Here is a 19,662-nt window from a genome sequence, read left to right as displayed (position 1 = left end):
GCAGACTTTTGAAGAGCAACTTTTCGCCAGGGCGGTTCCAGTTAAAACGGAGTAGCTGAAGTAGCGCTAGGTATTTGTTTCTTCGCATTATTCTAAACAAAGCCGCTTCGCACTTTTGCTGGGCATGCTCTAACTTTCAAAATCGCCGAAAATATCCTGGAGACGGGTAAGGCTCTGCACTCTTTCATCCACCTGACTACCGAGCTGTATGATGATATGCGAAAGCATAAGATCCATGATGGCAGTCATCGTTGCGGCACCATCCCAAAGTGGCCCGTGAGAACCGGGTACGATCAGGGCAATATCGGCCACCTCGCTTGCCCATGGACAGAATTCATCGGTAAGAAGTATCACTTTTACGCCCATTCGACGGGCCTCGATGGCCAAGGGGCGGGCTTTTGATGCGAAGCGGCGGACATCGTGCAAAAACAGAACACGGTTTTCCCTTGAGCCATCCAGGACTTCTGCATAGGTACCGTTCAGCCCATCCATGAAGGACACCCCCGGGCGCGAATAGGACAGCTGTGACGCGAAATATTGCGCTATGCCGCGTACATTCTGATAGGCTGCAACATAAACCTCGCTTGCCCCGATCAGTGCGTCGATCGTCTCCTGCCATTCAGGACGGGTAGTCAGCTCGTAGATGGCGCCGAGATTTTCGATCTGTTGTTGCACCAGACCGGCGAGCAGCTTGCCTTCTCGAAAATCTTGCTGGAGCCGGGCAACCGGCCCCTTAACCTGCCACGCAGGATTGGAGCGGCCGCGCCTTAATGCTGTTTTTAACTCCTCCAGCCCATCAAAACCGAGCCGTCGCAAATAGCGACCGACCGTCATCTGAGAAATACCAAGACGCTCCGCGATGGACTTTGCCGTTTCGAATGGCAGTTCCGCCAGATTACGCTCGATATAGCCTGCGATCAGCTTGTCGGCCTTGGATTTGCGTAATTCCGCATTTTGGAGACGTATGAGAATTTCTTTAGACAAACTTACCCCTCCCGTTTTGGCTCCGGTCCTGGTAATGGAGACCGGAGCCAGCAAAACAGCCTATTGCGCTGTTTTTACCTTTGTCCATGCCCGGTCGAGCTGGCGAACGCCGGAACCCAGATCCTCGAAAATCTGGAGCCGTTTCATCGTTTCGTCGGTCGGATTGATTTCCGTGCTGTTCTTGATGTTGTCAGGTGTCAACTGACGTGCCGGCACATTGGGCGTTCCGTTCGTCTGTTGCGCAACATTGAGCGCGGCGATTTCGGGGCGCGTGTAAAACTGCATGAACTTCACTGCACTGTCCTTGTTCGGAGCTGTTTTGAGAATGCACATATCTTCCTGGTACATGGTCGCGCCTTCTTCCGGAATGACGTAACCCAAATCTTTCGGATTGCCTAAAACATCCACCATGCTGCCGATAAAATAATGCGCAGCAGCAACGTCGCCTGCGCCGACCATCGGACGGGAATCATAGGTGAAAGCAGCCACATACGGCTTCATTTCGATGATGGTGTCCGCGGCCTGCTGAAGCTGCTTCGGGTCTGTGGAGTTTACAGAGTTTCCGTTGAGAATAAGCCCGACACCCAGCACTTCACGCATGTCATCGAGAAGTGTGATCTTGAGACCCTTTTCCTTGATCGTCGCAAGCAGATCCTTCCAGCCGGTCACATCCTTGCCGAGCACGCGCCGGTTATAGAGAATGCCCACCGTGCCGAAGGCGTAAGGCAGGCAATATTCTCCGTTGGGATCACTTTTGGCGCGCAGAAAGCGCGGGTCGATGTTCTTGAAGCCTTCATATGTATTGATATCGGTTTTCGCGAGCAGATCGAGCTTAGCCATGATGTCTTGCATATGCACGGACGGAAACACGATATCGTAACCGCTGGCACCGCCCTGAATCTTGGCCAGCATTTCCTCATTGGAGGAATAGGTCGATAGATTGACCTTGACCTTTGTCTCTTCTTCGAATTTCTGAAGTACTGCAGGATTGATGTATTCGCCCCAGTTATAGATGTTCAATTCATCTGCGAAGCTTTTGCCTGCAGACATGCCCAGAACGGTGAGCGCAATCAATCCAAGGCGCTGAACAGCACCATTGAAGATCGTCATTGTAGTTCCCCTTGTCATATTTTTCCCCGCAGCCCGTTTTCATTTCCCTGCCTTGGCAAGGATGCAAAGTACGGTCTTCGAGGCGTTGACTTGCACTGGAAAATGATATCAACATAACCAAATCACGCAAGAGTTAATTAAATAACATTTCGGGGAACGAAAATGCGGGATGCGATTGTGCGGCTGGTTTCCGCGGCCAAAACCTTTGCGAGTCCAGAGGGCGGTGAGGTCAAGGCACTGGACGGTATCGATCTGGATATCGGTCGTAATGAATTCATTACCTTGCTAGGCCCTTCGGGCTGTGGCAAGACTACTTTGCTACAGGCGATCAGCGGGTTCGCTGCGTTGGATGCGGGGCGGATCGAGATCGACAGCGTCGACATGACGGACCGTCCACCTTATCGCCGCCCGGTCAATACGGTTTTTCAGAACTATGCGCTGTTTCCGCATATGAGTGTGGGGCAGAACACCGGATATGCTCTGGAAGTCGCCGGCGTCGGCAAGGCGGAGCGCATGGAGCGCGTCAGGGCCGTTTTGCAGATGGTGGGGCTGGCTGGTTTGGAGGCTCGCCTGCCGCGGCAGCTCTCGGGTGGGCAACAGCAACGTGTGGCTCTGGCCCGGGCCATCGTGGCCCGTCCGAAGGTGTTGTTGCTCGACGAGCCATTGTCCGCACTTGATAAGAACCTGCGCGAGGCGATGCAGTTCGAACTGAAAACCTTGCAGCACGAACTGGGCATTACCTTCATCTTTGTCACGCACGACCAGCAGGAAGCGCTGACCATGTCGGATCGCGTGGCGGTGCTCTCGAATGGGCGCATCCAGCAACTGGATGCGCCGCGGGTTGTGTATGATCGCCCGGTCAATGCCTTTGTCGCCAATTTCGTTGGCGCGAGCAATCTTCTGGAAGGACAAGTCGACGCCAACGGCTTCGTGCTAACGGACGGAACGGTGCTGCAGCACGATGTTGGAGGCAAAGCCAAAGGCAAGGGCACCGCACTTCTGCGTCCAGAAAATTTCTCGCTTATCGCGCGCAATGAAAAATATGGGGTGCTCGATGTAACGCTCGACCAGATTGCCTTTGTCGGTTCGTCTTTCGAATTGCTCGGACGGCTCGCTTCCGGGCGCAAGCTGACGGCGCAGATTCCGGCTGTGGACCGAAACTCGGTCAATGATCTGCAGCCAGGGCTGGCCGCGCGCTGGTATTACGATCCGGCTACAGTCCACCTACTTTGCGAAGGGGAAGCTGCGTGATGAACCTGGCGAGCTTACGGCGTCTTCAGCTGGCAGTTCTTCTCGGACCGGCGACGTTGTTTCTGATTGTCTTCTTCGCCATTCCGCTCGCGATCATGGTGGTGACGAGCTTTCTCGCGCCTGGACTTTATGGTGGTGTCGAATGGGAGTTTTATCCTCATAATTTCGGGCGTATCCTCGGTTTTGCGGATCCGGCATTTGAGGAATTCGACCCGATCTATCTGGCGATTTTCTTCCGCTCGGTAAGGATCGCCATCGTGACGGTCATTGTCGCATTGCTGGTCGCTTATCCGGCTGCCTTTTATATCAGCAGGCTTCCCGACAGGTGGAAGAACTTCTGCATATTCCTCATTACCTTGCCATTCTTCGCCAGCCTGATTGTGCGGCTGTTCGTATGGGTGATGATTCTGCGCCCGACAGGGTTGCTCAACGAGACCTTGATGTCGCTCGGTATCATCTCACGTCCGCTGGACATGATCTATACCGACGGCGCCATCGTGCTGGGCATGGTCTATGTGTTCCTGCCGTTCATGTTCATGCCTGTCTATGCAAGCATTGAAAAGCTGGACTGGCGTTTGGTGCAGGCGTCGCTTGATTTGGGGGCAGGTCCGGTGCGGACTTTTTTTCGAATTGTCTTGCCGCTGACCACGCCCGGCATTGCTGCCGGTTCGGTAATTGTCTTCATTCCTGCGCTCGGAAATTTTGTTGTGCCTGCAGTGCTGGGCGGAGCCAAGGTGATGATGCTTGGCAATTTGATTGAAGGACAGTTCCTGTCTGCCCGCAATTGGCCGTTCGGGTCGGCGCTCGCGATGATGGTGATGGCCGTCATGTTGCTGCTGCTGTCTGGCTATGTACTCTTTACGAACCGGCGTAATGCCGCCGAAACGCTGTCGCGGTAAGGGAGGCGCAACAATGAAAATTACCCGTTCTCTCTTCAATGGCGGATTGCTGCTTTACGTCGCGCTGTTCTTCGCTTTCATCTATATCCCGCTGGCGCTTGTCATCGCCTATTCGTTCAACGCCAATCCGGTGAACATGATGGTGTGGAGCGGCTTTACGACCGACTGGTATGCGCAGGTTCTGGGCTTCAAGACAGTGGTTTCGGAAAGCGCACTCTATATTGAATCGACGGATCAGCTTGTGGCAGCCGTGTTCAACAGCCTGAAGATTGCGACTTCAACGACACTCATATCGACCGTTCTCGGAACGGGGCTGGCGCTGGCCATGCATCGCTACAATTTTCTGGGAAAGCGCTTCTATCAGGTGACACTTTTCATGCCCATGTTGATGCCCGATATCGTGCTGGGCATTGCTCTCCTGATTTTCTTTGTCAATGCGGGTATTCATCTGGGGCTGACCACGATCATCATCGGCCAATGCACTTTTCTGATCTCTTATGTCTTCATTGTCGTTTCGGCCCGGCTGGCCGGCATGGACCGCACGCTGGAACATGCATCGGCCGATCTTGGCGCCAATGAATGGGTGACATTCCGCAAGGTCGTCATGCCCCAGCTCATGCCCGGCATTCTCGGTGGTGCACTGCTTGCCTTCATCATTTCAATGGATGACCTCGTCATCACCTATTTTATCGCGGGCGTCGATGTTACGACCCTGCCGATGTTCATCTTCGCAATGCTGCGTCGCGGCATCAAACCGGAAATCAATGCGATTGCCGTGATGATGCTGACCTTCTCATTCGTTGTGGCTTCGCTTGGACTTTATCTTCGTTCTCGGCAGAAATAATATGACTTCACAAACACCTACACGTAAACCGCGCGCTCGCGATCTGGGGCTTCCTTTCACTGGCGTGACTGGTCCGTACAATGCGATCACCGATGTCAATGGAGTTGGGGTCGGCTTTCAGACCATTATCGAGAACGAGCCGCGCCCCGGTCGCAAGCGTCCGGCGCGCAGCGGAGTGACTGCCATTCTGCCGCATATGCAGTCTGAAACTCCAGTGCCGGTCTATGCAGGCGTCCATCGCTTTAATGGCAATGGTGAAATGACCGGCACGCATTGGATCGAAGATGGCGGCTACTTCCTCGGCCCCGTCGTTATTACCAACACGCACGCTATCGGCATGGCACATCATGCGACAGTACGCTGGATGGTCGACCGCTATGCCTCGACCTACCAGACCGACGATTTCCTCTGGATTATGCCGGTCATCGCAGAAACCTATGACGGTGCACTCAACGACATCAACGGCTTTCCTGTGACGGAAACCGATGTGCGCAAGGCACTCGATAGTGTTGTGTCTGGCCCGGTGCAGGAAGGCAATTGCGGCGGCGGCACTGGTATGATCACCTATGGCTTCAAGGGCGGGACGGGCACGGCATCGCGCGTCGTGGAGTTCGGCGGTCGCAGTTTCACCATCGGTGCGCTGGTGCAGGCCAATCACGGGCAGCGCGATTGGCTGACCATTGCCGGTGTGCCGGTGGGGCGGCATATGCGGGATGGCACGCCGCAGAGCCAGTTGCAGGAGCGCGGCTCGATTATCGTTGTGCTGGCGACCGATCTGCCACTGATGCCGCACCAGTTGAAGCGCCTTGCGCGTCGCGCAAGCATCGGCATCGGCCGTAACGGAACGCCGGGCGGCAACAATTCGGGCGATATTTTTATCGCTTTCTCCACCGCCAACCAGCGACCTATGCAGCATCGTTCCACGCCCTTTCTGGACGTGGAGATGGTGAATGATGAGCCGCTCGATCCCGTCTATCTGGCGGCGGTCGATGGCGTGGAGGAGGCAGTCGTAAACGCGATGATCGCGGCTGAGGATACGGGTGGAACGGCCTATGATCGGCTGCTGGTTCAGGCCATAGATCACGAACGTCTTCGTGCTGTGCTGCGCCTGTATGGGCGGCTTGCCTGATCCTTTATAGGATAAGGATTGGAGCTCCAGTCCCGTCTGATAGCGATCCGGTTCGTGTCACACGGTATCCGTCATGCAGCACGGAAACCGTGAACGTCTCCCTTTATGTTGCCGTCTTGACAGTATTCTATCGACGGCACTACGCTACAGTAACACGGCAGATTTTTACTGAAGTGAGGGGAGGAATTCATGACTAAAAGTTCAATCATTACAGGGCTGGGTCGGGTTTCGATTTCACGACGCCAGTTTATGACATCGAGTGCACTGGGCGCCGGTGCTCTGCTTCTACCGTCCCTGCCGTCTTTTGCAGCAGACCAGCCTAAAGTCGGTCTCGTCATGAAATCGCTCGCCAACGAGTTCTTCAAGCAGATGCAGGCAGGTGCCGAGGACTATGCCGCCAAAAACACCGACAAGTTCTCCTTTGCCGCTGTCGGCATGAAGGACGAACGTGATTTTGCGGCTCAGGTCGATGCTGTAGAGAACTTCATCACGCAGCAGTTCAATGTGATCGTGCTGGCCCCAGCAGACTCCAAGGCGATGGTAACGCCGGTTAAAAAGGCTCTGGAGGCCGGCATCAAGGTTATTAATATTGATGTGGCGCTTGATGAAGAGGCGAAAAAGCAGGCGGGTGTCGATCTCGCCTTTTTCGGTCCGGACAATCGCGAGGGCGCAAAGCTCGCCGGCATGGCACTTGCCAAGGAATTGGGTAAGGGCGGCAAGGTGGTTATCCTTGAAGGCAATCCTGAGGCAGACAATGCCAAGGAACGCAAAAAGGGCTTTGACGATGCCGTGGCTGAAGGCGGTTTGACACTGCTCGATTCCAAGACTGCCCATTGGGAAACGGAAGAAGCCAACACGCTGATGACCAATTTCCTGACCCAGTATCAGGACATTCAGGGTGTTATGGCGGCCAACGATTCCATGGCGCTCGGCGTCGTGAAGGCGCTGGATGCCGCCGGAAAATCGGGCCAGATCAAGGTCGTGGGCTTCGACAACATTCCTGCTGTCCAGCCTTTGATCAAGGATGGCAAGATGTTGGCCACGGTTGATCAGTTCGGCGCGCAGATGGCGGCCATGGGCATTGATTACGGCCTCAAGGAATTGGCAGGCGAAAAGTTCTCCGGTTGGGTCAAGACGGACATCAAGCTCATCACGGCCCAGGATCTCTGAAAACCGGGATCGTCCAAACATCGCCAATTATGGGGCGGCGCTCCGCGCGCCGCTTCCCTTTCACCCGGCAGGCAGGAACAAGCATGCAGTCAGCCGACGCCATTTTGAGATTGGACAATGTCGGCAAGACCTTTCCGGGGGTGGTTGCGCTAAACGATGTCACGCTGGAGCTACAACGCGGCGAGACGCATATAATCCTGGGCGAAAACGGTGCGGGTAAATCGACCCTTATCAAGCTTCTAGCTGGCATATACCAGCCCGACAACGGTGAGATTTTTCTGAACGGCCAGCCCTATAAGCCAAAAACTCCACATGATGCGCAGGTTCAGGGTATCCGCATCGTTCATCAGGAACTCAACCTGCTGTCGCATCTTTCCATTGCCGAAAACCTGATGCTGGAAAGCCTGCCGAGACGTTTTGGCATCATGGACCGGGCGACACTGAACCGCCGTGCCGAAGAGCTTTTGGCCGAAGTCGGTCTGGCGGTCGACCCGCGAATGCCGGTTTCAGAGCTGGGCGTTGCGCAAATGCAGCTGGTCGAGATCGCCAAGGCGCTTGGTTATGACAGCAAACTACTGGTTCTGGACGAGCCGACGGCGACGTTGACGCCGCCGGAAATCGAACGGCTATTTGCGATCATCAAGCGGCTGAAGGCGAAGGGTGTCACGATCATCTACATCTCTCACCGCCTGCATGAGGTCTTCGAGATCGGTGATCGTGTGACCGTGCTTCGCAATGGTCGTCTGGTTGAGACACGTGATTTGCGGGGGTTGAGCGTTCCGCATCTGGTACGCATGATGATCGGTCGCGACATTGCGGATGAGTATGGCTTCAATGCCGATATCAAGCTCGGTTCGGTGGCGCTGGAAGTGAGGAATGTGAAGCGTAACAGCGGCGCCCCGCCGGTTTCCTTCTCGGTGCGTCATGGAGAAATTCTTGGTGTCGCGGGTCTGGTCGGATCGGGCCGCACTGAAGTGATGCGCGCAATTTTCGGCGCGGATTCCAGATCGGCAGGGGAAATCAACGTCGACGGCAGGCCGATAACTATCCGTGACCCGCGCGATGCCGTGCGTAATGGTCTGGGTTTTCTGACAGAAGACCGCAAGAGCCAGGGGCTGCTGCTTGACATGCCTGTGTCGATCAACACCACGATCACTGACTTGAAGAAAATCTCGCACGGTGGCCTGCTGGATGGCCGGATGGAGAAAGGCGCTGTAAGTGAGCTGGTCGAGCGGCTGCGCGTCAAGACGGCGTCTATCGATACGCCGGTGCGTAATCTCTCCGGCGGCAATCAGCAAAAGGTGGTTCTGGCAAAATGGTTATTTCGCGGTTCGTCCTTATTGATACTGGATGAACCGACGCGCGGGGTTGACGTTGGCGCGAGACGCGAGATTTATCAACTTCTCTGGATGCTGGCCGAGAACCAGAAGGCCATTATCATGATTTCCTCGGATCTGCCCGAACTGATCGGCATGTGTCATCGTATCATTGTGTTCTCGAACGGCAAGCTCGTGGGAGAACTGGACCGGTCGCAATTCGATCAGGAGCGTATTCTTTCGCTCGCTTATCAGGAGCATGTTCACGCATGACGGAACCCATTTCTCCATCCACCCAACACCCCGGCGCTGTCGATCGCCAGAAACTGAAGCGCTTCCTGTTGCGTGATGCTGGCGTATTTTTGGCGTTGATCCTGATAACGCTGGTATTTTCCGTAACCGCACCCTATTTCGCAACTTCGGGCAACGCGCTGAAGATTTTCGTTCAGATTGCGATCAACACGGTCCTTGCGGCAGGTATGACCTTTGTCATTCTGACGGGTGGAATCGACCTCTCGGTCGGCTCGGTGCTTGCCTTATGCACAGTCGTCGGCGCTCTTATCATGACATCCGGTCTGGAGCCTGCCTTGTCAATCCCGCTGGCGGTTCTGGCATGTATTGCCGTTGGAGGGCTTTGCGGGTTTATCAACGGCAAGGTATCGACCTACTGGAAAATCCCCTCGTTTATTGTCACGCTGGGCATGCTGAACATCGCCGCCGGAGCGGCTCGGGTGGTTTCCAACAACTCAACCATTACCGGTCTTCCTCAGGGTTTTGTTGATTTCGGCAATCTGATAGTCGGTGGTTTTCTGCCGTCCATTTTCCTCATCGCAGTGGCCGTGATTGCCGTCGGCTGGTTCGTTTTGCGTTTTACCGTCTTCGGTCGCATGATCTACGCGGTCGGAGCTAATGACGAGGCTGTACGTCTGTCGGGACACAACCCCGACGCCTATAAAATCGCCGCGTTTGTCATTTCTGGCGTCACCGCTGGTATTGCCGCGATTGTCTATCTCCTGCGTCTGAATATCGGGAGTCCGATTGCGGGTGTTGGTTATGAACTCAACGCGATTGCTGCCGTCATCATCGGCGGGACAAGCCTTTTCGGCGGCAAGGGCTCAATCGTCGGCACATTGGCTGGCGCCTGTATTTTGCAAGTGCTGGCGACGGGGCTGCAATTGCTAGGTATCGGCGATAATTACAAGCCAATCATAATCGGTACCGTGATCATCCTGGCTGTGATTGTCGATACCTACCGTGAAAGGCTCTTACGGCGTATTCGTTGAGTGCATAACGAAAAGGCGAAGGTGCAGCTGAGGTCAAGGCTGGACAGGATTTGTTGTCCGGCGAAGCAATGCTCTGGATACAGCAAAGTTGCTTTCGGGAGTCGTCTTCCCTGGTTATAAAGCTTGCTGGCCCGTTGAGGTTAACGCATTTGCCAGGCGGCGCCACATTAAGTTGCGGGCAACGCTTGGATGGTATGTGAGGGGACATGAAGCAACAGGTACGGCAATAAGGGTGAAACAGACTGCAAAACGAAAGATGAAACCGAAACTGACAAAGCAGCGGGTGTCAGTATCACGCTCGCATGTCAATCCAGCAACGCGGCATCAAGATTCGGTTATGCGGATCATTGCGTTCAATTCAATTGACCGACAGGACCGCTCGCTTACCGGTATCCCTGATATCACTGCGACACGATGTATGTGCTTTGGCATTGCGATACTCTTGTCGTGTGTTGCGTTGATGCTTCCTGCACTCACGATTCTCATCCGACCCAGCCCTGACCAAGATCCGGTAGCCCTGATTGTAGCGACACTCTTGGCGGCAATGCTGCTTGTTCCGGCCTTCATGTTTACGCGCGCTGGTTTATTGGCCGGCGCCTGGATCACCATTACACCGCAGAGCGTCGAATATGGCGCAGGTAATGGAATTGTGGAGAAGCAAGGCACCAAGATCGAATGGGCGCGCATAGCGTCCGATCAGATGGCACGATATGACGTGCGTCTCATTTTGAAAGGGCCTGTTCGGGAGCCCCGGATAGCATTCGGGTATAAGATGCACGACGGAACGCAGAGCGAGCGTTCGCTTCCAATGACATTGCGGGAACGTGGCATGCAATGTATTTGGTTCGTCAATGCTGACGCCCTGCGTATCGCTCTGCTACACAATATGGCAGCTCGCTCGAATTTGCTTTTCGACCCGGATATTTTCGTTGAAGCTGGTATTGATCCCGAGACATGGCATCTAATGCCAAAACCCCGCAAGGTTGAGTGGGCGATAGCCATAGCTTCGATGGCAACGGTGTTGATATTCGGCAGTTTTATATCGGCGACGACATCTGTCGTGTTGGTCGTGGGGGGTGTTTTCGCAATTCTGGGATTGGGCCTTTTTGCAACATTCAGTTTCAGGAAGAGAGCTTATCCGGGCTTTGATCATGCCATCTGTTTTCGTGAAAGCCGATAGTTCGTGCTGGGTTACTGTAGTTCTTCCATATCCGCATAAACCAGATAGCGAAGCGGCCCAGGCGTGATAGCATCGAACGGATAACATGTCGCCAGTATAAGATGCCGACCTTCGCCATTTTCGGGGATCTTTGCTTCATCCCAACGCGCGACGGCCATATGACTGACACGATAGGAAATCGTCTTTCCGTCGCTGCGGGTGACGAGTATCTGGTCGTTCTTTTCGACATTCTTCAGAAAAGCGAAATGTGTGTCGCGATGCGCAGCATAGACGGCTGTTCCCCGTTCCCCAGCCATCGGCGTATTGTCCAGATGACCGGGGCCGAAAGCCAATGCTTGCCCGCTGGCGCCTTTCAGAGCGATGGCTGATTCATTAAGTCGTGGCGCTTTAATACGGGCAACCGGCCATGTATCGGCCCAGCTCCAGGGTTTGACTGGTGCGCCAGCTTCAATGCTTTCCGCAAAAGCTCGTTCGAGGAGGATCTGTGCCACAAATGCCTTCGCATGGATCCAGATTCCCTGACTGGCAATTATCATCCCCAGCGCAATTAGCAGCATGCCCACCGCAGGGAGTAGGGAACGCTTCAGCGCGTTCCCTGTAACAACCTGATTGATAGGCATCACACATTCTCCTTGCGGCGGAAGAACCAGAAGACGAACAGTCCAATCAGCATCAAACCCAAGCCTTGCATAAGCAGCAGTGTCGCTGGCGTTGCCGTCTGCGGCAACGGAATTGACGGCGATGGCGATGAAGGCGAGGCAGGGCGTTCATGGCTGCGGGCAGCGTCGCTTGCCTTATTCATGTCCATGCTTGCGTGATCCCCGACGGTGCGATCCGCACGAATGCCGAACAGCTTGTCAAAATCCCAGCCAGCAGGCAGTTGCAGTGGAATATCGGCGCGGGTCAGCGGCGCATTTGCCGGTCGGGACGGTGTCTTGTCGACAGCCACAAGGCTCGTCAGCCGACTGACCAGATGATGCTCCAGTGCGAGGCGAAGAATGCGCGCATCAGCGGCGTTCTGGGAAATTTTCCCAAGGGTAAGTTCCACTTCGGCGTCGTCAATCTTGCGACGTGCCCACAGTTTTGAAATGCCTTCGGCATTCATTGCCTGATCAAGCGGCAGATTGACCGTCCATGGACGACCGTCCATCTGGCCCTCAATAACAAGTCCTCCGGTTGCGTTTCCCATTCGCGCGGCGATGACAAGTGGTTCACCACGATAGAGATCGGGTAGAAGGGAGGGAGTCACGCTCACATTCTTTTCCGAGAAATTGGCCTTCAGATCGGTAACAGCCGGGTTTTCAAGCTTGTCGAACAGAGCCCGCATGCGTTCGTCCACTTCAGCCGCCGACCCGATATGGGTGAAGGTTCCGCGTCCAAGTTCTGCCGCACGGTTCATCAGATAGGAATTCGGGGCAGAACCGATACCGACCATGAAAATACGCGAGCGCCCCCGACGTGCTGCAACAGCATCTAACAATTGCTGCTCATTGCTGATCTCGCCGTCGGTAAGAAACACGATCTGGCGCAATCCATTGCCCTGATTGCTGTCATCAAGTGCGGCATGAAGGGCAGGCAACATTTCGGTGCCGCCTTGCCCTTCAAGGCTCGTCACGAAACGGCGGGCGGACGCGATATTCTCCTGATTAGCATCAACTGAATCTTCGAAGAATTTGGTCAATGTGTCATCGAAGCGGATCACGTTGAAACGATCTCCGGGCTGAAGTTGCGACAGTGCATAATCCAGGCTGGCCTTTGCCTGTTCGATGGAAGTACCGCCCATCGATCCGGAATTATCGATCACGAAGATGACTTCACGCTGGGCCCTTTTTGCGCTGGCAACTGCCGGTGGCGTAACATAGGCAAGTACATAATTGTCTTTGCCGATATGTTCGCGGAACAGCCCGACCTGCGGTGCGTCGCTTGCGACCGCGCTCCATTCAAGAACGAAATCGCGATCTGCACCAGCAGTTTCGTCCAGCGTGATTTCCCGTGTCGCGCTGTTCATCGTGTCGATGCTGACCTTGTGGTAAAGGCTCTCAACCTCTCCAAGGGGGAAGCCTGCCTTCAGTTTGATCGAGATGCTCACAGGATTGGTTCGCAGGGCAGCCGGTGGGGCCAAAGGCGTTACAAGAGGTGCATTGTAAGTATCAGGTTTGCCCGCATCGCTCGACTTGCCCCAGCCGTTCTTCATTTCGACTTCCTGGACAACCGGTGAGGCATTGTCCGGATTGTAACGTGGTGCGACGACCAACGGCACACGCAGCGAGAAACGCTCATCGGAAAGCCGCACCGCCTGCTGATACTCAATCTGGATGACGACTTTCTCATGCGGGCCGATATTGGCAACCGCATTGGTAAACACGTTGGGTCGCTGCTGTTCGATCAGCGTTGCTTTTTTACCTTCGCTTTTCGCCTGTTCATATATTTCACGGGCTGCCTGCTTCTCCTTGATGTCAGCGACAATCACGCGATCGCCAATGACCATCTTCAGCGAATAGACCGCACTTTCTTCCGGCAATGGGAAGACATACAGGGCTTCAACGAAACCGTCGGTCTGGTTCTCGAATACCTGCGTCAGCCGGGCCCGGACCGTGGGGCCATTCACATCGAGGTTGACGTCCGTCGCTAGCCGAGGCGCTTCGATATAACGCCCGGGTTCGCTTGTCTCAAGCAAAAGACTGCCGGATTGAACCTCGCTCGGCGTGACCAGAGCGGGTGTTTCAGCGCGGGCCTGCACGATCTGCAACAGACAGAAAATGACAGCCAGCATCGGCAGCAACACCATGTTGCAGAACCAGACGAACGAACACAAGCGGGAGAGTATCCAGCCTCTTTTGTTATGATTTGGAAGACTTATCGCGGGTGACATGATGTGCTCCTTGTTCACCTCGAAGAACTGGAGCCATTGTCGCCGGAGCTATTGTTTCCACTCCAGCGTAAGCTTTGCCAAGTTTCAGCCGTCACTTTCCGCAAACCACCTTGCCGGTTACGCATATGTGTGGAATTGTGCAGAAAAGTACGCAATTCAGGATAAGCTATGTCCGATCAGGACTCTCACCTTCCCGACCAGCTCAATGCCCGCGTTGCCGTACGGGTTCGTGAGGAAATTGCCCGACGGCGAATTTCGCGCCAGCTTTTGGCCGACGAAGCGCGGATCAGTCTTTCGACTTTGGAGAAAGCACTGTCGGGCCACAGACCCTTCACGCTCGCAACCATCATCCGGCTCGAACAGGCAACGGGTGTCGCCCTGCGTGAACAGGCAGGTGAAGCTCCCGCACCGTTGGCCAGGAATGGCAACAGCCACGCAGGGCAAGAACTGGGCGCCTATTCTCGCGCATCGGTTTCATGGCTCGAAGGCGATTACCTCACCTTGCGTCCGTCCTTCGGCGAGGACAAGGCTATCTTCGCTTACATCACGGAAATCGGCTGGGATTTCGATGCCGGGCATCTCAATTTTCGTGAGCGTGAACGGTCCGACGTTTCGTTCTCGCAACAGGGAGCTGTCTCCGTTCCACACCTTTCGGGACACATCTATCTCGTCACGAATACATCCGGCCAATACCGCATGGCCGTGCTCTCCCGCCCAAGCATTACAGGCGAGATGTTTGGCATCCTGACGACATTGCGCGCCGGGCAGGGTGCACACCTGACACCAGTTTCAGCGCCGCTCGCGCTCGTGCCCATGAGGCAGTTCGCCGATCCGTCATTTGGGCGTTTACGACCCGGCGACGTGCCCTTTGCGGGATATTCGGCAATTCTGCACAAGACATTGGACGACGGTTACGCGGGTTTTATTTCTGGGTAGTTTTACAGCGAAATCCAGTTAGTTTTGGTTTCATTCCGTGCATCCCGCTGTCCGTGAACGGTGTCGTTATGATGATTAAGTGTACTTCCGCAGCCATATAATCTCGTATACTTTTCGCTGGTCAGCTCCCAACCCGGAGGATTGTTGCGTTGAATAGTTCATTAATCGCAGTATTTTGCGTCCTGCTACTTGGGGCTTTCAACCTGTCCGCAACCGGTGCGTCTATCGGTGCAGGCAATCCCTATCCCGTTGGCCACTACAAGTGCGAGGACGGCACCCAGTTGGCGGTACGCCTGTTCGGTGATCGTGCTTCCGTCTCCGTTAATGGCGAAACGGCGATTGATTTACCTTCTATCGGCAAAGAAGGTACGACCTATTCAAACGGCCGACAAACGCTGACCATCATACAGGGTCGATTATCGTGGGGCGTGGGCCGCGCCATGCCTTCTGCATGCACAGGCGGTTGAGACCCGGTCTTGCCATGAGGGAATAGTCAGGCAAAGCAGATCAGTCCATCGGACTGATCTGCTTTGTTAGGCGCTTCGCCCGTTTACTGGAAATGGCCTAGTTGGGGCTGTGAATGATCCAGAATTTTTCAAGATCGCTCGGATTGTCCCATGCTGCTACGGCACCGGGACGAACGAGGAAGATATCGCCCGCCGTAAATGTCACGCATCCCTCTTCAGGGTTGGAAAGTGTCACCTTGCCCTTCCGCAGCATCATCAATTCCGAGAAAGAATAGGTGATCGGATGGCGAGCATAAGGTGTAGTGGCCCAGATGCCCCAGGCAAGTGGATCGTCACTTTGGAACTCGTGACGGGATGTCGTTGGTGCAGGTGTGGTCAGAAGCGCAGGATTGGGCGCTCCGCCGGATGACATGGGATGGTCCAAATCAAGTTTGGTGAAGGATGCGCCTGGGCACTCCTGATGTATCGTGAGGATCACACAATCTGCCGCATTTGCGCGCCATGAGAATATGTCTGCGGGCAGGCTCCCGACCTCGCCTTTGGTCAACGCGATTTCGAGACCATTACCGTCCTGGATCGTCAAAGCACCATCACACAGCATTATGAAGGAGGAAAACGGGCTATTTACCCCTGTTCCTTCGCCAGAAAGGATCGCGCGTCCAAAGCCGAAAGGCTCCGTCGACTGACCATCCAGGCTTATGGCTCGGAAAGCTTCTTCCAGGTCGGAGGCGCAAGGAGGCGAAACGCCCAGATTGATTACGTTTCTCAGCATTTCAGGTTCTTTCTGTATGGGATTATTTTGATGCAAAACCAAGGCTGTCCTTGATCCAGTACCAGCGGATTCCGAGGTCCATGACAGGCTTGCGGATGGCATGCCACGCAAGGCGCGGTATATTGGTGGTCGGATAAACCATGGGGCGGCCTTCGGCGATGTATTCGGCATACATCTTGCCAAAAGCGGTGGCCATGGCCACGCCCCGGCCATTATAGCCAAGCATGGCATGCAAGCCCGGGGCAGGATTGTGAAGATGTGGCAGGCCATCCATGGTCAGCGCCACATGGCCGGACCAGTGATAATCGATGCCGACACCTTCCAGCTGTGGAAACAGTCTCACCATTCCAGCCTTCAGCGCTTCCATCAGTGCTTTCTTTTCGTTCATCCCGACAGCGCCGCGCCCGCCGATAAGAAAACGCCCGTCTTCTGACTGGCGCATATAAAAAGCAATTTTGCGCGTCTCGGACAGGACAACGCCGCCTGGCATGATCTCACTTCGCTGCTTCTCCGAAAGAGGCTCTGTTGCAATGAGCATGCTTTGCACTGGAAGAATGCTTTGAGAGAGACCCGGTATGAGATTACCTGTATATGCGTTGGTAGCGACAAGTGCTTCACGTGCGCGAACCGACCCATTTGTGGTTTTTGCGATCCAGTCGCCATTCTCCGGCGTCAGAGAAGTAACTGAGGAATCTTCAAAAATCTGAACGCCGCGCGCCGTGGCGGCACGGGCAAGCCCACGGACATAATCCAGCGGTTGCAGGGCGCCCGCGCGCGGATCGCGCCATCCGCCGAAATAGCGCTCTGTGCCGGAAAGCTTTGCAATCTGCGCGCGATCCAGGATCTCGACTTCGACGCCTTGAGTCTGCCATTGCCGGGCACGCTTATGGACGGCAGCGGTTGCAAGCTGGGAATGGGCGGCCTGTATCCATCCGGCTCGAACAGGAGAGCACTGGATTTCATGTTCGCGCACAAGGCCGAAGACAAGATCGCCTACACCGCCCACGAGATCGATCATGCGCCTGCCTTGCTCTGGCCCATAGTTCGCAAGCAGATCTTCGGGATCATGCTTCAGTCCGGGGATCACCTGTCCGCCGTTACGTCCTGATGCGCCGAAGCCGACATGGCGCGCCTCAAGGACCACTACAGTCTTTCCGCGTTCGGCGAGGAACAATGCGCTGGAAATTCCCGTAAAGCCGCCACCAACAATAACGACATCCGCCTCGTGTACGCCATTCAGTTTGGGATGGTCAGGCTTTGCCTCCCCAGCCACGTTCCACCATAATGAGCGTGAGAAGCTATCAGGGCTGCTTGCCATTTTCATCTTTCTCCAGTGTTTTTTTGCCTGCCGGGCAATTTCACTCTGGTTTGTTCACCCAGAGCACGAAAGCTTCGGCTTCACCATTATTGAAGAATCTGTGGCGGGTCGTTGAAGGCAGTGCAAATCCGTCGCCTGCTGAAAGCAGGTACTGTGCGTCTTCAATCTGCAGCGTGAAACTGCCCGAAATGACATAACCCAGTTCCTCGCCGGAATGCGTGTAGCACTCATCACCGGAACTCCCGCCCGGAATGATCCGCACGGCGAAGGATTTCATCGTCTCGATGAGTTCAGGCGAAGCGCGGTGCTTGATGACGCCGCCAGCGTTCAGCACTTCTGGCTGTTCACCGGCACGCAATACATAAGGATTAGCACGTGCGGCCGCCGCGAAGCCTTGCGGGTCGATGAGCTGGGCCGGGCTCATGGAGAGCACTTCGGCAATCGTATAAAGGGTACGCACAGTCGGCGACACCAGGCCGCGCTCAATCTGTGACAAGGCTCCTGTCGAAAGACCAGAGACTTCCGACAGGTAACCGAGCGTGAGGCCCAGCGTCTGCCGTCGCAAGCGAATACGCGCTCCGATATCCCCTGCATCGTTGGGAGCAGGCTCCCTGGTTGGGGCGGTCGGGGATATTTCTACCTTGTTCACTTTTGGCATCCTTTGATGGCTCTCGCTACGAACAGGATTGAATCGGGGTTGATTAGTTTTCACTATTCTGCTTCATATTTGATCCACGTTCAATAAACTAAAAACAAAATCCATCCAAAACATGGAGGGGACATATCGGACATGGCTTACAAGGATACACCTTACTGGTGGGAAGCCGCTCCGCCGCGCAGCAACGAGAACCACGAGATCGAGCGGGATTGCGACGTTGCCATTGTTGGTGCGGGTTATGCGGGACTTTGCGCTGCTCTTCATCTGGCGCGCGCAGGGCGAAAGGTTCAGGTTTTCGAGCGGGAACAACTGGGGTTTGGTGCTTCGAGCCGCAACGGCGGCTTTACCAGTGGCAATATTCGTCCCGACGATAAGACACTGGTGCGCAAGTTCGGCTTGGAGCGTGCGGTGAAGATTGCTGCTGAAGGCCATGAAGCGCGCCGTTTCATGATTGATTTTCTGGCTAATGAAGGCATCGACGCGGATTTCCAGCTTGTGGGACGATTCAGCGGTGCAATGACGCGCGCCGAATATGATGATATGGCGCGAAGTGTTGAAGCTATCCAGCGTGCGACCGGCATCGAATCCTATGCGGTTCCCTTGAACGAGATTCACCGCCATATCGCCACGGACCTATATGCTGGCGGTAGTGTGCGTATGGATATAGGCGGTCTGCATCCGGCAAAATTTCATGCGGAACTGGTGCGGCTTGCACTCGCTGAAGGAGTGTTGATTCACGCCGAATGCCGCGTAGAAGGCATCGACCAAAGCGCTGGTAAGAAAACGGTAATTACCGCGCGTGGCCGTGCTCAGGCACGCGAAGTCCTTGTTTGCACGAACGGCTATACAGACCATTCGGACCGTTGGTTGCGTCAGCGGCTGGTGCCCTTGCGTTCACGAATCATAGCAACCGAAGAGCTCGGTGAGGAACGCGTGCGCGACTTGGTGCCGGGGTTGAAAATGCTGACCGACACTCGCGCTATGACTTACTATTTCCGCCCGTCGCCGGATGGACGGCGCATTTTGTTCGGGGGGCGTGACGTAACAAGCCGAGGCGACCCGGATAGTGCCACACAGCGCAATTATACAGAAATGTGCAGGGTTTTCCCTCAGCTTGAAGGAGTTGGTATCTCGCATAGCTGGTTTGGCTATGTGGCGATGAATCGGGACATGGTGCCTCGAATTTTTCAACGTGGAGCGGTTCATTATGCAACCGGTTTCTGTGGCTCGGGTGTTGTCTGGGCTCCTTGGCTCGGTCTCAAGGCAGCGCAGAAAATACTGGGCGTACCGAACAGCGAAAGCAGTTTCGATTTCCGTCCCCCGCGTCTTGTTCCTACGTGGCGCGGAAAAGCCTGGTTCATGCCGCTGGTTTTTGCCGACCTTGAACGGAAGGATCGCAGGTTGGAAGCCGTAGCATCCAGTGAACGTGCATTGAGAAACGGTTCGGATTCCCACGGTGGCCACAAGTGAGAA

At 55.0% G+C, this 19,662-nt stretch carries 18 protein-coding genes; 11 read left to right on the top strand and 7 right to left on the bottom strand.

Going from position 1 to position 19,662, the window contains the following annotated elements; genetic code table 11:
- Positions 1–129: 129 nt before the first annotated feature.
- Both AAE521_RS24085 and AAE521_RS24080 read right to left on the bottom strand, forming a co-directional pair.
- Positions 130–984, bottom strand: a complete 855-nt coding sequence (locus AAE521_RS24085) for a MurR/RpiR family transcriptional regulator (RefSeq protein WP_342062761.1) — start codon at positions 982–984, stop codon at positions 130–132.
- 60 nt (positions 985–1,044) lie between these two features.
- Positions 1,045–2,094, bottom strand: coding sequence for a polyamine ABC transporter substrate-binding protein (locus AAE521_RS24080; protein ID WP_342062760.1), 1,050 nt, complete (start codon positions 2,092–2,094; stop codon positions 1,045–1,047).
- 162 nt (positions 2,095–2,256) lie between these two features.
- Here AAE521_RS24080 and AAE521_RS24075 point away from each other — a divergent pair, with 162 nt between their 5' ends.
- The 8 genes from AAE521_RS24075 to AAE521_RS24040 all read left to right on the top strand — a co-directional run bounded on the left by AAE521_RS24075 (position 2,257) and on the right by AAE521_RS24040 (position 11,166).
- The gene (locus tag AAE521_RS24075; protein ID WP_071633247.1) at positions 2,257–3,345 is read left to right on the top strand and encodes an ABC transporter ATP-binding protein; all 1,089 of its coding nucleotides are present in this window, start codon (positions 2,257–2,259) and stop codon (positions 3,343–3,345) included.
- Positions 3,345–4,244 (top strand): ABC transporter permease, encoded by a 900-nt coding sequence (locus AAE521_RS24070; protein WP_071633248.1) that lies wholly within the window; start codon positions 3,345–3,347, stop codon positions 4,242–4,244. Before AAE521_RS24075 ends, AAE521_RS24070 begins: the two co-directional genes overlap by 1 nt.
- Positions 4,245–4,257: 13 nt before the next feature.
- The gene (locus AAE521_RS24065; protein ID WP_342062759.1) at positions 4,258–5,088 is read left to right on the top strand and encodes an ABC transporter permease; all 831 of its coding nucleotides are present in this window, start codon (positions 4,258–4,260) and stop codon (positions 5,086–5,088) included.
- A gap of 1 nt (position 5,089) precedes the next feature.
- Positions 5,090–6,217 (top strand): DmpA family aminopeptidase, encoded by a 1,128-nt coding sequence (locus tag AAE521_RS24060; protein WP_342062758.1) that lies wholly within the window; start codon positions 5,090–5,092, stop codon positions 6,215–6,217.
- Positions 6,218–6,466: 249 nt separating this feature from the next.
- Positions 6,467–7,387: a sugar ABC transporter substrate-binding protein gene (locus AAE521_RS24055; RefSeq protein ID WP_071633276.1), complete on the top strand. Its 921-nt coding sequence runs from the start codon at positions 6,467–6,469 to the stop codon at positions 7,385–7,387.
- Between the two features lie 83 nt (positions 7,388–7,470).
- Positions 7,471–8,976, top strand: coding sequence for a sugar ABC transporter ATP-binding protein (locus tag AAE521_RS24050; protein ID WP_342062757.1), 1,506 nt, complete (start codon positions 7,471–7,473; stop codon positions 8,974–8,976).
- A complete protein-coding gene (locus AAE521_RS24045; protein ID WP_071633251.1) occupies positions 8,973–9,986 on the top strand; it encodes an ABC transporter permease in 1,014 nt (337 codons plus the stop codon). The genes AAE521_RS24050 and AAE521_RS24045 overlap by 4 nt, the downstream gene beginning before the upstream one ends.
- Before the next feature lie 232 nt (positions 9,987–10,218).
- On the top strand, positions 10,219–11,166 hold the full coding sequence (locus tag AAE521_RS24040) for a hypothetical protein (protein WP_342062756.1): 948 nt from the start codon (positions 10,219–10,221) through the stop codon (positions 11,164–11,166).
- 11 nt (positions 11,167–11,177) lie between these two features.
- On the opposite strand, the gene AAE521_RS24035 is transcribed toward AAE521_RS24040, so the two are convergent.
- Positions 11,178–11,786, bottom strand: coding sequence for a class GN sortase (locus tag AAE521_RS24035; RefSeq protein ID WP_342062755.1), 609 nt, complete (start codon positions 11,784–11,786; stop codon positions 11,178–11,180).
- Entirely contained in the window at positions 11,786–14,038 is a 2,253-nt protein-coding gene (locus AAE521_RS24030; protein ID WP_342062754.1) for a marine proteobacterial sortase target protein, read from the bottom strand. The genes AAE521_RS24035 and AAE521_RS24030 overlap by 1 nt, the downstream gene beginning before the upstream one ends.
- 168 nt (positions 14,039–14,206) lie before the next feature.
- Between AAE521_RS24030 and AAE521_RS24025 the strand changes: the two genes are divergently transcribed.
- Together AAE521_RS24025 and AAE521_RS24020 are read left to right on the top strand one after the other, a co-directional pair.
- On the top strand, positions 14,207–14,974 hold the full coding sequence (locus AAE521_RS24025; protein ID WP_342062753.1) for a helix-turn-helix domain-containing protein: 768 nt from the start codon (positions 14,207–14,209) through the stop codon (positions 14,972–14,974).
- A gap of 149 nt (positions 14,975–15,123) precedes the next feature.
- Positions 15,124–15,441: a hypothetical protein gene (locus AAE521_RS24020; protein WP_342062752.1), complete on the top strand. Its 318-nt coding sequence runs from the start codon at positions 15,124–15,126 to the stop codon at positions 15,439–15,441.
- Positions 15,442–15,538: 97 nt separating this feature from the next.
- Here the strand turns inward: AAE521_RS24020 and AAE521_RS24015 are convergent, their stop codons facing one another.
- Genes AAE521_RS24015 through AAE521_RS24005 form a run of 3 tightly spaced genes read right to left on the bottom strand, consistent with a single transcriptional unit; the run spans position 15,539 to position 18,189 of the window.
- A complete protein-coding gene (locus tag AAE521_RS24015) occupies positions 15,539–16,213 on the bottom strand; it encodes a cupin domain-containing protein (protein ID WP_342062751.1) in 675 nt (224 codons plus the stop codon).
- Positions 16,214–16,235: 22 nt separating this feature from the next.
- A complete protein-coding gene (locus AAE521_RS24010; RefSeq protein WP_342062750.1) occupies positions 16,236–17,531 on the bottom strand; it encodes an NAD(P)/FAD-dependent oxidoreductase in 1,296 nt (431 codons plus the stop codon).
- A gap of 40 nt (positions 17,532–17,571) precedes the next feature.
- On the bottom strand, positions 17,572–18,189 hold the full coding sequence (locus AAE521_RS24005; RefSeq protein ID WP_071633256.1) for a cupin domain-containing protein: 618 nt from the start codon (positions 18,187–18,189) through the stop codon (positions 17,572–17,574).
- A 132-nt stretch (positions 18,190–18,321) separates the two neighbouring features.
- Between AAE521_RS24005 and AAE521_RS24000 the strand changes: the two genes are divergently transcribed.
- Positions 18,322–19,659, top strand: a complete 1,338-nt coding sequence (locus AAE521_RS24000) for an NAD(P)/FAD-dependent oxidoreductase (RefSeq protein WP_342062749.1) — start codon at positions 18,322–18,324, stop codon at positions 19,657–19,659.
- The last annotated feature ends 3 nt before the right edge of the window (positions 19,660–19,662 follow it).

Origin of the sequence: Brucella cytisi (genome assembly GCF_038433355.1) — a bacterium.
GTDB classification, from domain to species: Bacteria; Pseudomonadota; Alphaproteobacteria; order Rhizobiales; family Rhizobiaceae; genus Brucella; species Brucella cytisi.
This window is presented reverse-complemented; position numbering and strand designations above follow the sequence as displayed.

What these genes read in the sequence shown, in the direction of transcription:
- AAE521_RS24050 (WP_342062757.1), top strand. Translation starts at nt 7,471, where the DNA reads ATGCAGTCAGCCGACGCCATTTTGAGATTGGACAATGTCGGCAAGACC.
- AAE521_RS24055 (WP_071633276.1), top strand. Translation starts at nt 6,467, where the DNA reads ATGACATCGAGTGCACTGGGCGCCGGTGCTCTGCTTCTACCGTCCCTG.
- AAE521_RS24030 (WP_342062754.1), bottom strand. Translation starts at nt 14,038, where the DNA reads ATGTCACCCGCGATAAGTCTTCCAAATCATAACAAAAGAGGCTGGATA.
- AAE521_RS24065 (WP_342062759.1), top strand. Translation starts at nt 4,258, where the DNA reads ATGAAAATTACCCGTTCTCTCTTCAATGGCGGATTGCTGCTTTACGTC.
- AAE521_RS24080 (WP_342062760.1), bottom strand. Translation starts at nt 2,094, where the DNA reads ATGACGATCTTCAATGGTGCTGTTCAGCGCCTTGGATTGATTGCGCTC.
- AAE521_RS24075 (WP_071633247.1), top strand. Translation starts at nt 2,257, where the DNA reads ATGCGGGATGCGATTGTGCGGCTGGTTTCCGCGGCCAAAACCTTTGCG.
- AAE521_RS24010 (WP_342062750.1), bottom strand. Translation starts at nt 17,531, where the DNA reads ATGGCAAGCAGCCCTGATAGCTTCTCACGCTCATTATGGTGGAACGTG.
- AAE521_RS24035 (WP_342062755.1), bottom strand. Translation starts at nt 11,786, where the DNA reads ATGCCTATCAATCAGGTTGTTACAGGGAACGCGCTGAAGCGTTCCCTA.
- AAE521_RS24025 (WP_342062753.1), top strand. Translation starts at nt 14,207, where the DNA reads ATGTCCGATCAGGACTCTCACCTTCCCGACCAGCTCAATGCCCGCGTT.
- AAE521_RS24015 (WP_342062751.1), bottom strand. Translation starts at nt 16,213, where the DNA reads ATGCTGAGAAACGTAATCAATCTGGGCGTTTCGCCTCCTTGCGCCTCC.
- AAE521_RS24045 (WP_071633251.1), top strand. Translation starts at nt 8,973, where the DNA reads ATGACGGAACCCATTTCTCCATCCACCCAACACCCCGGCGCTGTCGAT.
- AAE521_RS24000 (WP_342062749.1), top strand. Translation starts at nt 18,322, where the DNA reads ATGGCTTACAAGGATACACCTTACTGGTGGGAAGCCGCTCCGCCGCGC.
- AAE521_RS24005 (WP_071633256.1), bottom strand. Translation starts at nt 18,189, where the DNA reads ATGCCAAAAGTGAACAAGGTAGAAATATCCCCGACCGCCCCAACCAGG.
- AAE521_RS24070 (WP_071633248.1), top strand. Translation starts at nt 3,345, where the DNA reads ATGAACCTGGCGAGCTTACGGCGTCTTCAGCTGGCAGTTCTTCTCGGA.
- AAE521_RS24060 (WP_342062758.1), top strand. Translation starts at nt 5,090, where the DNA reads ATGACTTCACAAACACCTACACGTAAACCGCGCGCTCGCGATCTGGGG.